The following is a 13,669-nucleotide window of genomic DNA, read 5'->3' as shown; positions in this document are numbered from 1 at the left end:
GGGCGGGGATTACTCCTCGTCCTCCACGTCGACGGCGACGACGATGGGCTGGGTGATGGTCTCGGTGCCCTCCACCGATGCCGAGGTGCTGGCGGCGGCGAGGCTGGACTTGGACTGTTCCACGGTGTTCTCCTTCGTCTGGTGCCGGCGGTGCGGGTCTGTTGCCCGCATCCGGTGGTGTCTCGGGCCGCACGGGTTCTCTCCGGCGGCCCGCTTGCCCGTCCCTGGCCGGGGCGGGAGCTGAGGGGGTCAGCCGCCGAGGGGGCGGTCCTCGTGGGCTCGTGTGCCGGGCCGCGGGTGAGGGCACGAGCCGCGTACGGGGTGCTCTGCCTCCAGCCGGTCCAGCGCGGTGTAGAGGTTCTGGACGAGGCGGGCGCGGTTGTGTGCGTGGGTGAGATCACCGCACGGGGATGTCGCCGCGGGCGTCAGCCGGCGCTGTGCCTCATCCAAGGTGTGGGCGAGCGGCTGGCGAAGCTCGCAGTCAGCCGGCAGCCGCTCGACCTGGTCGGCGAGTTCGTCGCGCAGCAACCGCGCATGCCCGGTCAGCTCCAGCACGGTGAGAGCGGTGTCTGCCGCCGGCGGCACCGACTGCGCAGTCCAGGACAGGGCCGAAGCGGCCAGTCGCAGGTGCGGCTCTCGGTCGAGTGGCAGCTCGTGCCCGAGTCGCCCCTCCGGATCGTGCACGACGCCGTGGTAGCCGCTCACGGGCGGATCACTTCCTCCGGGGAGATCCCGACGTGCAGTTCGGTGGGATCGGTGGCCATGACGAAGAGCCCGCGCCGCAGCAGCCACGTCCGCTCGCGGTCCCAGTCCGCCCACCGGTAGCCGATGTGTGCGAAGCAGGGCACGACGAGCCCGGTGACCGCCTGGGCCTGGACCGCGCGCCGCACCCGCCGCCACCCCGACCGGTTCAGGCCCGCGCCGAGCGGGCCGACATCCGTCGCCGCGCAGCCGGCCGGAACGTGCCAGCCGCGTCCAGCGGCGTAGGACCGCAGTCCGTCCAGTACCTGTGCGCAGTCGGCCTCGGACGGGACGACGGCGTACACCGCTACCGAGCCGACCGGTGCCGCCCCCGCCCCGGGCGGGATGAGGGCGCTGAAGGCGGCGAAGGTGTCCGGCATGAGGGCCTCCCGAAGGTGACGTTCGTGTCCCAGATCCACGCAGGCAGTCACCGCGCGGCGCGTCCGGCGCCGCGGTGATGCGAGAGGTGCTGCCGCCCGGGGGTAGGGGGTCGACCAACTCGGCCCCGGGCGGCACGATGACCAGTCAACGGCGCCAAAGCCGCTGGTGACAGGAAGAGTGGCGGGCGCGGTGGGCGCATGCGACCGGAAGACTTTACGGTCGCAATACCTGGCCCTCTCGTCTGCGGGTGACTTGCTCGCTACGTTCTGTGCCATGACGGAGAACGCCGCCTTACGGGCGCGGATGGCTGAGCGGGGCCTCACCCAGGAGGAACTGGCAGCTCAGATGAACGCCGCTCTGCTGGAGATCACCGGCCGCCTGGGGGATGTCTCGGCCCGCACTGTGAGGAACCTGGTCAGCGGCGCCACCCGGCGCCCGATCGGGCGTACCAGGGTCGCCCTGGAGCGGGTGTTCGGATGCCCGATCGGCGACTTAGGTTTCGCCTCGACCGCTGCTGCCGCACCACCGGAGGAATCTGTGCTCCGCCGCTCCTTCTGCACCGCCACCACTGGCGTGGTCATCGGCTCCGTCTCGAAGGTCGCGGGCCGCCGGTCGGTGGGCACCTCGGATGTGGTCCGGCTCCGTGAGGGGATGGCAACCCTGACTGCCCTCGACCAGTCCCGGGGAGGGCATGCCGCGCTGGAGAGAGCCGCGCTCGCCGGGGCAGCAGAGGCCATCGGGCTGCAGCGCAACGCCGTTTCACAGACCGTACGGCAGCGGCTTCTGTCGGTGGCCGCCCACTACACGGCATCGGCGGCGTGGTCCTGCATCGACGCCCGGCAACTGGACCGGGCCCGTGTCCACCTGAGTGAGGCTCTGCGCATGGCGGGCATGGCGCAGGACTCCACGGCGCAGCTGCGGGTCTGGAATTCCACCGCGATGCTCGCGCATCAGCGCCACGAGTACGGCGAGGGCATCGCCGCCTCTCAAGCCGCGCAGGCCACCACTGCCGCCCGCCGCAACCCCCTGTTCTCCTCTCTCGCGCACGCCCGGACCGCGATCGGGCACGCCTCATGCGGGGACAGACAGCCCGCGCTGCGTTCCCTTGGGCACGCGGAAGCCGCCCTCGCGAAAGCAGACCCCACCACCCAGAGCCCGTCATGGATCAGCTTCTACGGACCAGCCGAACTCGCGGCACTCACCGCGATCGTCCGTGAACTCCTTGGCGAGCCTGCACACGCCGAAGCAGCATCGCACCAGGCACTCGCCTCCCTGTCCGTGAGACTGCGGCGAAACCGGTCGATGACCACGGTCCGCCTCGCCTCCGCTCAACTCCACCAGGGCGAGGTCGAGCAGGCATGCGCCACGACCGGCCACGCCTTCGAGCTGATGGCCGGCGACCCGCTGCCCGGGCGCCTGCGCACGATGCTCGGCGACTTCCACCGCACGCTGTTCACCACCGCCCCCTCCGCCCAGGCGGCCCGGGAGTGGGCAGACCAATACCGCACCCAATGGAGCGCCTCGTGACCACCGAGATAAAGCACTACGGCCACACCGACCTCGGCGACATCCGCCAGACCCTCCTTGACGTACACGAGGACGCGTACGCCGATCGCCGGCACGAGGAGTTCGTACAGCGCTTCCCCTGGTTCGTCGACCACTGGGGCGCCAACCCCGGCTTCTCCTGCGTCATCGCCTGGGAACAAGACGTGCCCGTCGGGTTCTCCTACGGCGCCCCGGCCACCCCAGGGCGGGAGTGGTGGCAAGGACACCTTGAGACAACGCCGCAGGAGTCGTCCACCTTCTCCGTCTCAGAGCTGATGGTGCGCCCGAAATGGCGGAAAACCGGACTGGGTCCGCGCCTGCACGACGCTCTTCTCAGCGGCCGCCCCGAGACGTGGGCGGTCCTCACAGTGGACACCAAACGGCCCCGCCTTCAGGCGATGTACGAAGGCTGGGGCTACCGGAAGATCGGGGAGAACCAGCCCTTCGCGGATTCCCCGGTATACGCGGTGATGATGAAGGCAGCAGCGTAGGTCCACCTCTCTGACTGGTCTTGGGCGCAGGGCGAGAATGCTGCGTGGCTGCACCCCACAGGACCTGACCAGCAAGGAGCCCGTCCGATGAACGAGCCCGTACAGGTCCACCCCGACCAGGGAGCACTGTTCCCGCAGCCCAAGCCTCCGATTGTCATCGACTACGCCCGCGCCGACGGCGGCCTGCTGACCGACGAGGACTTCGACCGGCTCCAGGCGCTCGCCAGCACCGCCTCCACCCTTCCCATCACGTCCGGAGAGGTCACGATCCGATGCCCCCGAGGTGCCGAGCGCGAACGCTCCCGCCGGCGCGAGGTGGAGTTCCAGCAGCTGATCGAGCGGTCCCACCCCGACAACCCTCCTTGGGTTCAACAGGCGGAGATCGAGGCCGCCGAGTGGCGGCGGAGCCGGGCCATCGTCCAGGCCGTACGGGCATCCATGCCCGGCCCGAAGCGGGCCGCCAGGTTGCGAGCCTGCCACGTAGTCCTGGGGGCGAGGAGCCAGCGCGCGGCGGAGAATCTCACCCGGCCGGCCGCCGACGCCGTTGGTCCCATCGAGGGGCGGGAGCTACCGCGGTCAGGAGCGGTGCCGGAACCGTCCGATGCGCTGGGTTTCGCGTCGGCCACGGCGCGAGTGTCCCGGCCACCGGCCGCAGCAGCAGGGTGATCACGAGGGCTGTCACCAGAACGAGCGGCCAGCTCTGTCCGCGTTGACGGTGGGGAGGTCCGCTCTCCCGGACTCGCGCTGGCATGCCGGGGCTGGAGTCGCGCAGGCCCTGGCCGTCATCGGCGCCTGCGCCAGAGGTGACCCTGGCGCCCACCTTGGGAATCAGGCTGAGGCCGCCTCGCGGGCCTTCGCCGAGTAGCCGCCTCGCGCTCTATACCCTCGTGCTGCTTCACCGCCAGCAGTCGGGGGCCTCTCACTGTGTCAGCCGCACGCACTGGTTCCTCGTCGGCCCCCTGGATGGTCACACGGTCGGTGAGCCCTTGAAATCGTGGCCCTGGTATCCCCGGCCGTCTTTGTGCCAGTCGAGGTATAGAACCGTGTTCCCGTACGCGCCGGTCCCGGCGCGGTGGCTGATCGTCGGGGTGCGGTAGCGCCCGTCGCGGTCGCCGCTGGACGACGCCTTCTCCAGCCGGTCTTTGATCTCGACGTCGCGCTCGGCGACAACGGGGTCAGTGCCCTGGCGGGACTGCATGATCTGCAGCCGGATTTTGGCCCCGTCGAAGATCACCGCGTCGTTGCTGGCGTAGAAGGCGGGCCCGTCCCAGCTGATGTCGGCGTAGGCGTAGACGGTGGTTCCGGAGCGCGCCGCGCACACCTGGATCCGGATGTCCCAGTTGTCGGGGGCAGGGCCGCTGTATCCGGCGTCGTCGATCGTCTGTGTGCTCGTCGAACAGCGGTAGCTGAGCGCGGCGGTGGCCGGGGATGCAGCAGCCGGGGGCGCGGCAACAGCGAGGGCGGCTGCGACGGCCAGCAGGGTGTGCGTGGTGTTCATGCCCAGTCAAGGCCGGACAGAGGCCGGACGGCACGGGCCCGGCCGGAAGGCACTCCGCACGAGGGACACGAAGAACCGTCGACGGTGGATGTTCGAGATGCGGTGAGTTCGTGGGTGGTGAGTTTTCACGAAGCCGGTGAGTTCGGCGTCTTTGAGGCTGTGACCTGCGGTGGGGAGGTGGTGGTGAGTCACCGGGGACTCACCACGACGGCTGTGGTCCAGCCGTGACGGAGCGGGGGTTGCTGTGGTGAGCGAAGCGGTGAAGAGGGCGCCGTTGTGTGGGAGCAAGCATCCCCACCTCGGAAGGCGCCCCCATGACCCGTCGTCGTACTCTCCCGCCTGGACGGGAGCGGCCCGCCCGCCAGGGCGCGGTCTCGCAGCAGTTGCGGGCTTCGCGGCCGGAGACCGTCCCCGTCGGCGGCCCCGTCTCATACGGGCCGCGGCTGGCCCGGATGGGGGTCTGGACTGCGCTTGCGGCCGGCCCCCTGGCGCTGGCCGTCGCTCTGGCAGCCCCGGCCGGAAGTGCTGCCCAGGCGGCTCCGGCCCCGGCACCGAGCAGCAGCCGTGTACAGGCTGACCCCTCGGGGACGGCCGCCCACTTCGTGGAGCTGTGGCTGCGCGCCGACGCCGCCGCCCCCGACGGCCCGGTGGCGGCGGAGGTGCGGAGGATGGCGCCCCAGGCCGAACTCCCGTCCCGTTCCCGTGACGCCGGCAGCCCGGCGGCGGTGCGGGTAACTCCGCTGCGTACGGTCGTCATGCCGGGAGGCGGTGGCTGGACGGTGACCGTCGCCGCCGTCACCGACGAGCGGCGCGCGCCGTCGCCGGGTGGCGGCTCGGACCAGGCGGTCGTGCAGCCCGCAGCGCGGTACTTCGCCGTCAACGGCACTGGAGGCCAGGACGGCGGGCCGTTGGTCGTCACCGGTTCGCCCGCTGAGGTTGCCGCCCCTGAGGCGGCCCAGAGCAGCCCGTCCGTCTTCGGCCGCGCCGTCCCTTCTACGGGCCCCCTGGCTGTCTCGCTGACCGAGTTCCTGCGGACCTACCTCGCCGGTCCCGGCGGGCAGGGTGCGGGCGTGGAACGGTACCTGTCGCCCGGGGTGCGCCTGTCTGCGCCGACGGCAGCCGTCTACACGCGGGTCGAGGTCAAGGACGTCGCGGCTGACACGGAGGCCGCGGCCGGGACGGCCGTACCGGGCGACGGGAGCCGGGCGCGCGTCCGCGTGCGCGTCGAAGGATCGGACGCGGCCGGTACACGGTGGCCGCTGGAGTACCGCCTGGCTGTGACGGCCCGCGCTGGCCGCTGGGAGGTCAGCGCCCTGGATACCGGATCGCCCGCCCCGGCGTCGGCAGGCGCCGCATCCCCCACCGCCCCGTCCACCGCCACCTCAGGAGGTACCCGATGAGCATGTTTCTCGCGAGTCAGCTTGACGACCTCGGCAACGGCGTCTTCGACATGCTGGGCAAGTGGGCCGACCGCGGCCTCAAGGTCGCTCTCGTGGTGATCGTCCTGGTGGTCATCTGCCGCCAGTTCTCCCTCAAGGCCGGCATCGGAGCGCTGCTGGCCATGGCGCTCGCGCTGGGCATCTACAACGCCCGCGACACCCTGGCCGGGCTCTTCTCCGAGAAGATCAAGAGCCCCTCGACCGGGTCCGCTCCCCTCAACCCGCAGGCTCCGACGGACGGGCAGGTCCTGTGAGCGCGGCGGCGCGTCCTCGGGTCGCGCGTGTCTACACCGGTGCGCGTCGCCACCCGTGGGTGCTGGGCAAGCTCGGTGACTGGATGGTTCCGTTCGGCCCGTACACGCCCGCGCAGCTGGTTGTGCTCGGTGGTGGGGCGTTCGCGCTGGTCAAGGGCTACGACTGGTGGTCGTGGGCCGGGCCGGTGCCGGTTGCGCTGTGGCTGGTGGCGGTGTGGGCGGTGCGTGGTGCGCAGATCGCCGGTCAGAACCCGTTCACGGCGGTGGCCGGTGTGGTGGTGCTGCTGCTGCGGCATCCGGCGGGGCGGATCGGTGGGCGGATCGCCCGTGAGCGCCGGTCCTCCCGCCTGCGCGGCAGGTTCGTCATCCAGACTGCCCCCGGCTCGGTGCTGCTCGCGGCCCCTTCGGGCGCGGCGAGCCGGGCGAGCGGGTCGGCCGGAGCGGGCGGAGCCGTCGTACGGCTGCCCGCTGTGTCGGGGCGGGCGGCGGCGGGGTCGGGCTTGGACTCGCTCCTGGCGGGCTCCGGAAGGAGGGCGGCGTGATGCGTACTCCTCCGTTCCGGCATGTTGCCGGTCATCTGCTGTGGTCGGCTTCCTCCCGGGTCTGGGCGGTGTGGCGGGTGACGCCGCTGGCGGGCGGCTATCTTCCCGCCCGGGTGCGCCAGGACCTGCTGGACCGGGTCACTTCCCTGGTGCGGTCGATGCCTGCGATGGAGCCGAGGCTGTTCGTCCTGGCTGCGCGTACCGACCCGGGCGAGATCGCCGAGCGGATGGTGGCCGGCCTGGACTGGCAGCGCCTGCCCGCCTGGGCGGAAACCTGCGCGGCGGCGGTGGACCTGCTGGCCGACCAGGACATGCATGAGCGGACCCTGTGGCTGGCCGTGCCCCTCCCGGGCCGGACTGCGACCGCTTCCCTGAACGCCCTGTACGGGGAGCTGTCCGCCGCACTTGACCTCCCGCCGGTACCGGTGCCCGAGGCGGAGCTGAGGGCTGCGTTCGCGGAGGCTGAGCGGATCCAGACCTCTTTGGGTGGCGGGCTCGGGCTGCGGCCCGCGTCCCCGGCGGAAATCGTGTGGATGGTGCAGCACGCCGTCCATCGCGGCCTCGCGCAGGAGCCGCTGCTGTCGGACGCCGAGCACAGCCCGCTCTACGGCAGCCGCGTCCACGCGGGCCGGCTCTCCTCCCCCTCGTATGCGGATCTGGGGCAGATCCGTCTCGCCGAAGGCGGGCAGGACACCCGGATCCCGGGCAAGGCGACGGCCTCCGATCGGCCGTGGTGGCGCAAGGCCGGCACCGCGTCCCCTCTGGGCCGCCGGTGGGTGCAGGTCGAATCCGAGGCCGGGACCGGCTACCAGTCCCACCTCGTGCTCGCCGAGCTTCCGCCCGCCGTGGCAGTCGACAGCGCGGACGTCCTCGCGCAGCTGGAGCAGCTTCACTTTCCGGTCGACGTGTGTGTGGATCTGCGGATCGTCCCGGCGAAGAAGGCCCGAGCCCAGGTCCAGCGCAAGAAGCGCGAACTCCTGGACCAGGCCGGACAGTACGGGGCACAGCCGACCGGGATGCCGCATTCCCTTCCTGAGGCGGCGGGGGATCTTGCCGAGCAGGACGCGCGGATGGCGCGGACGTCGGTGGAGGTCGAGGTCCAGTCGGTGACGGTGCTGTCCGTGTGGGGGCCCGACACGGCCACGTGTGATGAGCGGGCGCGGGAGCTGTCTGCGGCTCTGTCGGGGGGTGACTACCGGGTGGAGCGCCCCTACGGCATGCAGGAAGACCTGTTCGCCCTGTCCCTTCCCGGCACTGCCCGTCCGGCGAAGCTGGGCCAGTTCACCCAGCACCAGCTGTCGGAGGACTGGGCCGCCGCGGGGGCGTTCACCTTGTCGGGGGTGGGGGACCCGGGCGGGATGCTGGTCGGTCACGACCTGGACAGCGGCACCATCCGCCCCGTCCTGCTGAACCCGGCCAACGCGCCGCAGGTGAACGCGTCCGCGTCGCTGGCTGTGGTCGGGGATCTCGGCGCCGGGAAAAGCGTGCTGGAGAAACTCGTCACCGCGGCGGTCGTGGACCAGGGCGGGCGGGCGATCGTCATCGACCGGACGCCGATCCGGGAGTGGGCGAGCTTCGGGCGGGCCGCGATGGGTGAGCGGTGCGAGGTGATCGACGCCGCCCGCGCCGAGGTGTCCATCGACCCGCTGCGCGTGTTCGGCGGAGCCGTCGGCGCCCACTACGCCCTCTCCTACCTCACCCTGCAGCTGGGGGTGGGGGCGATGACCGCGTCCGGGGCGGTACTGCATCACGCGGTCCAGGAGGTGTGCGCGGGCCCGGATCCGTCCATGGGAAAGGTCTTGGACGTCCTCGCCGGCCTCGCCGAGACCGGTACCGCGACCCGGTCGGACGCGGCAGCGACGATGGCCGACCTGCTGCGGATCGTGCGCGGCAACCCCCTCGCGGCGATGGTCTTCGATGCGGACCTGCCACCGGTCACCCTGGACGGGGACCTGGGCGCGGACCTGGTGGTGGTCACCACCACCGGCCTGACCCTGCCGCCGAAGGAGGCGTTCGCCGACGCCGAGGTCCTGCGCCAGCAGCCTCTGGAGGCCTTGATCGGGCGGGCCGTGCTGTATCTGATCGCCGCGATCGCCCGCCAGGCCGCTTTCACCGACCCGGAGCGGTTCTGCCTGGTGTCGATGGACGAGGTGTACTGGCTGACCTCCTCCGCGGAGGGCTCCGCGCTGGTCCACGAGATCCTCCACGACGGCCGCAAGCACGGCGCCGGCTGCTTCCTCGGCGCCCACGACAAAGACGAACTCGGAGCCGACGCGGCCCTGATCGCCTACCGGTTCCTCGCCCGCACCAGCGACCGCGCCCGCGCCGCCAAGGGGCTGCACTTCATCGGCCTGGACGGCGACGACGAAGACCTCGTACGGATGGTCACCACCGGCCTGTCCCCCGTGGGACAGAGCGGCCGCGAGGGCGAGATGTTCCTGCGTGATCCGCGGATGCAGGTCGGCCGGATCAAAGTCGTCGTCCCGCCCGTGCCCCGCCTCAAGGAATCGATCTTCACTACACCCGGCCGGACGCCACACGCCCCGGCCGACAGGGGGACCTCGTGACCCGCACCACCACCGCCGGTGTGCGGCGACTGCTCGTCGCCGCCGTCGCGCTGCTCCTGATCACGTGCACCGTCGGCGCCTGGGCCATGCCCCACACCCGCCCGACGCCCGCAGTTGCTGCACCGTTCGAAGAGGGCACGGGCCAGGACTGCCACCTGACGGCAGGGCCTACCGTCGCCTACTGCGGCATGAGCCGGATGCCGGGACCGGCCTCGCAGGCCTCCGTCTGGCCTGCCGGTCTCAACCACCGCACCGCACTGCTGCTGTTCTCCGCCCTCGCGGTCTCAGCTGCGATCGGGCTTGTGAGCAGCGCGGGGCGGCGGCTGTGAGGGGCTACTTCCCCGTCGACCGGGGGACGGTGCGGGCAGCCGGGTTCGTCGCGCTGCTCACCGTCGTGTTCCTGGTGACGAACACCGCGGTCGCGGCCGCAGCCGACGGGGGCGATGCCTCGGGCGGCGGGCTGCTGAGCCCGCTGGACATTCACACCCGTGAGGGTGCACTGCTCAGCGGCTACCAGCTGGAGGCCGTGGCCGGCACGCCGGACGGCGTTCCGGCGGTCAAGCTGATCGAAAACGGCGGGGTGCCGGACCTTGATGTGGCGGGACAGACCCAGCGCCTGGTGCTGTCCGGCCTGTTCACCCTGGTGCGCCTGCTGGTCGGGCTGTGCTGCTGGCTGCTCGACTTCGTGTTCAAGTTCCCCTTGCTGACCCTGCTGACGAATCCGGCGCAGCGTCTCGCCGACGCGTACGAGCGGCATGTCGTGGGCGCGCTCGGGCTCACCGAGCTGCTGCTGGCGTGGGCTTTCGTGTTCGGGCTGATCCTGTTTGTGCGCGGCAAGGTCGGCACGGGGCTCGGAGAGATCGTGATGACCCTGGTCATCGCGGCCTTGGCCACCAGCGCGCTCATCAGGCCCGACTACCTGCTGGGAAGGGACGGGCCCCTCGCACAGACGCACCAGGCCGCCATCGAGGTCGCGGCCATCACCACCAGCTCCTACTTCGATACCCCGGCCCGGGGGGCGCGCCCGTGCGACAGTGCGGTCGGCCCGGCCCACGAGGCGTGTGTGAAGGAGCGGGCCGAGGCAAAGACCGTGACCGGGCCGATCCAGAACGCGCTCACGGACGCCCTGGTCGTCAAGCCCTACATGCTGCTCCAGTACGGCCGGATCCTTGACCCGAAGGCCCCTGGTGACGCCGCCGCGTACAAGGCTCACGTGAAGTGGGTCCAGAGTGGTCAGGATGAGCAGGGGCCGAGCGGCGTCGACCTCTCGAAGTGCAAAAGGGTGGTCGGGCCACTCAAGCAGGACTGTGAACGCAGCGTCGCCGAATCCGGCGGCCAGGCGGCTGCCAATCCGGACTGCAAGCTGCTTTTCGGGATGGCCAAGGAGACGTGCAAACGACAGGGAACCGAGAGCCAGGCCAACCCGTGCGCGGAGCTGAAGGCTCCCGCCCGTGAATTCTGCGAGGACGGCACCGGAACCGGCAGAACCGATAGGGACTCCGCGTTCTCGACGCTCGTGAAGGAGCTGGACAAGGCGGGTCCGGTCGGATCGGCCTGCGCCGACTATGCGGTGAAGCCCTCCTGGGACCGGGTGTGGTCCGTCATTGCCCTCCTCGTCGCCGTCGTCGTCGTCACGCTGATGATCGTCTCGATGGCGGTGGTGATGCTCGGTGCGCAGGCGTCGGATGCCGCGACGGCTGCGGCAGGCCCCGTCGCCTGGGTGTGGGCGATGCTTCCCGGGCCCTCCCGGATGGTGCTGTGGCGGTGGCTTGGCGTGTTCGTCGTCTCTGCCCTGGTCTCTTTCATGGCCGCGATGGCTCTGCCGCTCTTCGGGATCGGCGTGGATGCCCTGCTGTCCGACAGCGGGCCCGAGCTGATCGTGGAACGGCTGCTGCTCGTCGACGCCCTCGCCGTGGCGTTTCTGATCATGCACCGCCGGATCCTGGCCGCGACCGCCAGTTTTGGGCAGCGCATGGCGACCCGGATGCGGTACTCGAAGATCGGCGGTACCCACCTGCGCGGCGACAGCTCCGAACTCGGCGCCGCCCTCGCCATGAACGGCCCTGCAGGTGGCGGCGGTGGCGGTCTGGGACGCTACGGCGGGCCGTCGGCCGCGCACAGTGCGTTCGGGGCGCGGCTGCGGTCCCTGGGCAGCCTCGCGTCGCTCACGGACGGCAGCGGGATGCCGATGGCGTCGGGCCGGCTGCTCGGCGACGCTCTGGCCGAGGGCCGGCGCGGGATTGCCCCGCTGGCGATGGCACTGCGCGGCACGCACATGGCGCTGCGCGGCGCGCACACCGCTCTGATCGGCCCCAGGCCCGGCAGGCACCCCGCGGCCGCACGGCTGCACCACGCCGCAAACGGTGCCCTGCCCGGGCACGGAAACATCCGGCCGGGAGCCGGGGGCGCAATGGTGGTGGACCAGTGGACCGGTGAGATTCTCCACGACCCCGACACCGACCCTCCTCTGCTCGGATCACGCGTCCACGCCCGTGCCTCCCGGCTGCGCGGCTACCGCATCGCCTCCCGCAGCGCCCGCCTTGCCTACGGCGCGACCCTGGGTCTGCCCCGCAACATCGGCCGTGCCCACGGCGCGGCATCGCAGTTCACCGAGGACGCCCGGACACAGCTGCGGGTGGCTTCTCTCCAGGTCCGTGAGGACGGCGGGCGGTGGGCGGACGGCGGACGCGCGGTCCGTGACCGCGTCGACCACACCGGGCAGGCCCTCGCTACTGCGTGGCAGGTCCACGACCCCATCGGCTCCGTCCGTGACGCCGCCATCGCGGCGGCCATCCACACCGCCCCGCTCCACACCGGCCGCGCAGGCGGGCCGCGCACCACGATCAGCCGTCTGGACACAGCCGCATCGGCCGGCGCGGAACCTGCCCGCGCGTCTGCCCCGCCTTCAGACCGCCGTCAGGAGTCACCGGGCCAGCCCCGCCGGGCCGGTGCACGGGGCGAAAGCCACGGCCCGGCCTCGACCGACCGGGACCGGCTGCTGGCACTCCTGCAGGCCCCGCGTGCTGCTGGACGCCACCCACGCGAGGACGGCGGCCAGTGAAGGGGTGGAAGAAGCTGGGATGTCTGGGCGTGCTGCTGGCAGTGGCGGCCGTGTGCTGCACCGGGCCCGTCCTGCTCGCCGCCGCAACGGCCAAAAGCCGGACCGGTGGCGGCGGCACGGTCAGCGCGGCGGCGGCCGGGATCCCTGAGCGGATGCTCGCGGGCTATCTCACCGGCGCCGCCCAGGTCACCCGGTACGTCAGCGGGTGCAAGGGCATGCGCTGGCAGATCCTCGCCGGGATCGCCCGCGTCGAATCCGACCACGCCTCCGGCCACCTGGTCGGCGCGGGCGGGGACATCCAGCCGTTCATCGTGGGCCTGCGCCTGGACGGCTCCGGGGCCGGCGGAAACACCACCGCCATCCGCGACACCGACGGCGGCGCCTGGGACAACGACAGCGAATACGAGCGGGCCGTCGGCCCGTTCCAGTTCCTGCCCGAGACCTTCCGCGCCTACGGCAAAGACGGGAACGGGGACGGGGTCATCAGCCCGCACAACGTGGACGACGCCGCTCTGTCGGCGGCCGTCTACCTGTGCGGCAACGGCCGCGACCTGGGCGACCGGGACCAGCTCCGCGCCGCGATCCACACCTACAACCTGTCCTGGGCGTACGTGGACGACGTCATGTCAGGGATCGACCGCTACGACGCCCTCGGCCGCGTCCCCGCCCTCCCGTCCGGAAATGTCGGCGCGGTCATCCAGGCCGCACTGGCCCAGCAGGGGCAGCCCTACTCCTGGGGCGGCGGCGGCCCCTCCGGCCCGACCACCGGGATCTGCTGCTCCCCCGGCGGGCAGGACGGCGGCACCGTCAGCGGCTTCGACTGCTCCGGTCTGACCCAGTACGCCTACGCCAAGGCCGGTATCAACCTCCCCCGCACCGCGGCCGAGCAGGCGAGTGCCGGACGCCGGATCCCTGCCTCAGCCGGCTTCGGCGCCCTGGTCCCCGGTGACCTCATCTTCTACGGCTACAGCGCCACATCCGACTCCACCATCCATCACGTCGGGATCTACCTCGGCGACGGAAAGATGATCAACGCGCCCAGGCCGGGCAAGCAGGTGCAGATCGACCCGGTGACCGCGATGCCCGACTACGCGGGAGGGGCACGGCTCCTGTGACCACCGCCCCCTGGACAGGCGCGCGCCTGATCACC

General features: G+C 71.6%; 13 protein-coding genes. 10 read left to right on the top strand and 3 right to left on the bottom strand.

What is annotated here, in order from left to right; all coding sequences use genetic code 11:
* Positions 1 to 249: 249 nt before the first annotated feature.
* Positions 250 to 705, bottom strand: a complete 456-nt coding sequence (locus tag OG295_RS41830; RefSeq protein WP_331726254.1) for a DUF6415 family natural product biosynthesis protein — start codon at positions 703 to 705, stop codon at positions 250 to 252.
* The gene (locus OG295_RS41825) at positions 702 to 1,121 is read right to left on the bottom strand and encodes a hypothetical protein (RefSeq protein ID WP_331726252.1); all 420 of its coding nucleotides are present in this window, start codon (positions 1,119 to 1,121) and stop codon (positions 702 to 704) included. Before OG295_RS41825 ends, OG295_RS41830 begins: the two co-directional genes overlap by 4 nt.
* A 274-nt stretch (positions 1,122 to 1,395) precedes the next feature.
* Here OG295_RS41825 and OG295_RS41820 point away from each other — a divergent pair, with 274 nt between their 5' ends.
* From OG295_RS41820 to OG295_RS41810, 3 genes are all read left to right on the top strand, one after another.
* Positions 1,396 to 2,649 carry a helix-turn-helix transcriptional regulator gene (locus OG295_RS41820; RefSeq protein WP_331726250.1) on the top strand — a complete coding sequence of 418 codons (1,254 nt, stop codon included), beginning with the start codon at positions 1,396 to 1,398 and terminating at the stop codon, positions 2,647 to 2,649.
* Positions 2,634 to 3,158, top strand: a complete 525-nt coding sequence (locus OG295_RS41815) for a GNAT family N-acetyltransferase (protein ID WP_331726247.1) — start codon at positions 2,634 to 2,636, stop codon at positions 3,156 to 3,158. The genes OG295_RS41820 and OG295_RS41815 overlap by 16 nt, the downstream gene beginning before the upstream one ends.
* An 87-nt stretch (positions 3,159 to 3,245) precedes the next feature.
* On the top strand, positions 3,246 to 3,824 hold the full coding sequence (locus tag OG295_RS41810) for a hypothetical protein (protein WP_331726245.1): 579 nt from the start codon (positions 3,246 to 3,248) through the stop codon (positions 3,822 to 3,824).
* A gap of 301 nt (positions 3,825 to 4,125) precedes the next feature.
* Here OG295_RS41810 and OG295_RS41805 read toward each other — a convergent pair whose 3' ends face one another.
* A complete protein-coding gene (locus tag OG295_RS41805; RefSeq protein WP_331726243.1) occupies positions 4,126 to 4,656 on the bottom strand; it encodes a hypothetical protein in 531 nt (176 codons plus the stop codon).
* Positions 4,657 to 4,970: 314 nt separating this feature from the next.
* Between OG295_RS41805 and OG295_RS41800 the strand changes: the two genes are divergently transcribed.
* Genes OG295_RS41800 through OG295_RS41770 form a run of 7 tightly spaced genes read left to right on the top strand, consistent with a single transcriptional unit; the run spans position 4,971 to position 13,634 of the window.
* Positions 4,971 to 6,056: a conjugal transfer protein gene (locus tag OG295_RS41800; protein WP_371681582.1), complete on the top strand. Its 1,086-nt coding sequence runs from the start codon at positions 4,971 to 4,973 to the stop codon at positions 6,054 to 6,056.
* The gene (locus OG295_RS41795; RefSeq protein ID WP_371681581.1) at positions 6,053 to 6,349 is read left to right on the top strand and encodes a hypothetical protein; all 297 of its coding nucleotides are present in this window, start codon (positions 6,053 to 6,055) and stop codon (positions 6,347 to 6,349) included. The genes OG295_RS41800 and OG295_RS41795 overlap by 4 nt, the downstream gene beginning before the upstream one ends.
* A 59-nt stretch (positions 6,350 to 6,408) precedes the next feature.
* Positions 6,409 to 6,891, top strand: a complete 483-nt coding sequence (locus tag OG295_RS41790) for a hypothetical protein (protein WP_331726238.1) — start codon at positions 6,409 to 6,411, stop codon at positions 6,889 to 6,891.
* Positions 6,891 to 9,458: an ATP-binding protein gene (locus OG295_RS41785; RefSeq protein ID WP_331726236.1), complete on the top strand. Its 2,568-nt coding sequence runs from the start codon at positions 6,891 to 6,893 to the stop codon at positions 9,456 to 9,458. The genes OG295_RS41790 and OG295_RS41785 overlap by 1 nt, the downstream gene beginning before the upstream one ends.
* Positions 9,455 to 9,787: a hypothetical protein gene (locus tag OG295_RS41780; protein ID WP_331726233.1), complete on the top strand. Its 333-nt coding sequence runs from the start codon at positions 9,455 to 9,457 to the stop codon at positions 9,785 to 9,787. Before OG295_RS41785 ends, OG295_RS41780 begins: the two co-directional genes overlap by 4 nt.
* A gap of 29 nt (positions 9,788 to 9,816) precedes the next feature.
* Complete coding sequence (locus OG295_RS41775) at positions 9,817 to 12,519, top strand: hypothetical protein (RefSeq protein WP_371681580.1); 2,703 nt, start codon at positions 9,817 to 9,819, stop codon at positions 12,517 to 12,519.
* Positions 12,516 to 13,634, top strand: coding sequence for a bifunctional lytic transglycosylase/C40 family peptidase (locus OG295_RS41770; protein WP_331726229.1), 1,119 nt, complete (start codon positions 12,516 to 12,518; stop codon positions 13,632 to 13,634). Before OG295_RS41775 ends, OG295_RS41770 begins: the two co-directional genes overlap by 4 nt.
* Positions 13,635 to 13,669 lie beyond the last annotated feature (35 nt).

This window comes from Streptomyces sp. NBC_01276 (assembly GCF_041435355.1).
Lineage (GTDB): Bacteria > Actinomycetota > Actinomycetes > Streptomycetales > Streptomycetaceae > Streptomyces.
Note: the sequence above shows the minus strand (reverse complement) of the source record. Positions and strands in the feature narration are given on the sequence as shown.

What these genes read in the sequence shown, in the direction of transcription:
- OG295_RS41825 (WP_331726252.1), bottom strand. Translation starts at nt 1,121, where the DNA reads ATGCCGGACACCTTCGCCGCCTTCAGCGCCCTCATCCCGCCCGGGGCG.
- OG295_RS41820 (WP_331726250.1), top strand. Translation starts at nt 1,396, where the DNA reads ATGACGGAGAACGCCGCCTTACGGGCGCGGATGGCTGAGCGGGGCCTC.
- OG295_RS41815 (WP_331726247.1), top strand. Translation starts at nt 2,634, where the DNA reads ATGGAGCGCCTCGTGACCACCGAGATAAAGCACTACGGCCACACCGAC.
- OG295_RS41810 (WP_331726245.1), top strand. Translation starts at nt 3,246, where the DNA reads ATGAACGAGCCCGTACAGGTCCACCCCGACCAGGGAGCACTGTTCCCG.
- OG295_RS41805 (WP_331726243.1), bottom strand. Translation starts at nt 4,656, where the DNA reads ATGAACACCACGCACACCCTGCTGGCCGTCGCAGCCGCCCTCGCTGTT.
- OG295_RS41800 (WP_371681582.1), top strand. Translation starts at nt 4,971, where the DNA reads ATGACCCGTCGTCGTACTCTCCCGCCTGGACGGGAGCGGCCCGCCCGC.
- OG295_RS41795 (WP_371681581.1), top strand. Translation starts at nt 6,053, where the DNA reads ATGAGCATGTTTCTCGCGAGTCAGCTTGACGACCTCGGCAACGGCGTC.
- OG295_RS41785 (WP_331726236.1), top strand. Translation starts at nt 6,891, where the DNA reads ATGCGTACTCCTCCGTTCCGGCATGTTGCCGGTCATCTGCTGTGGTCG.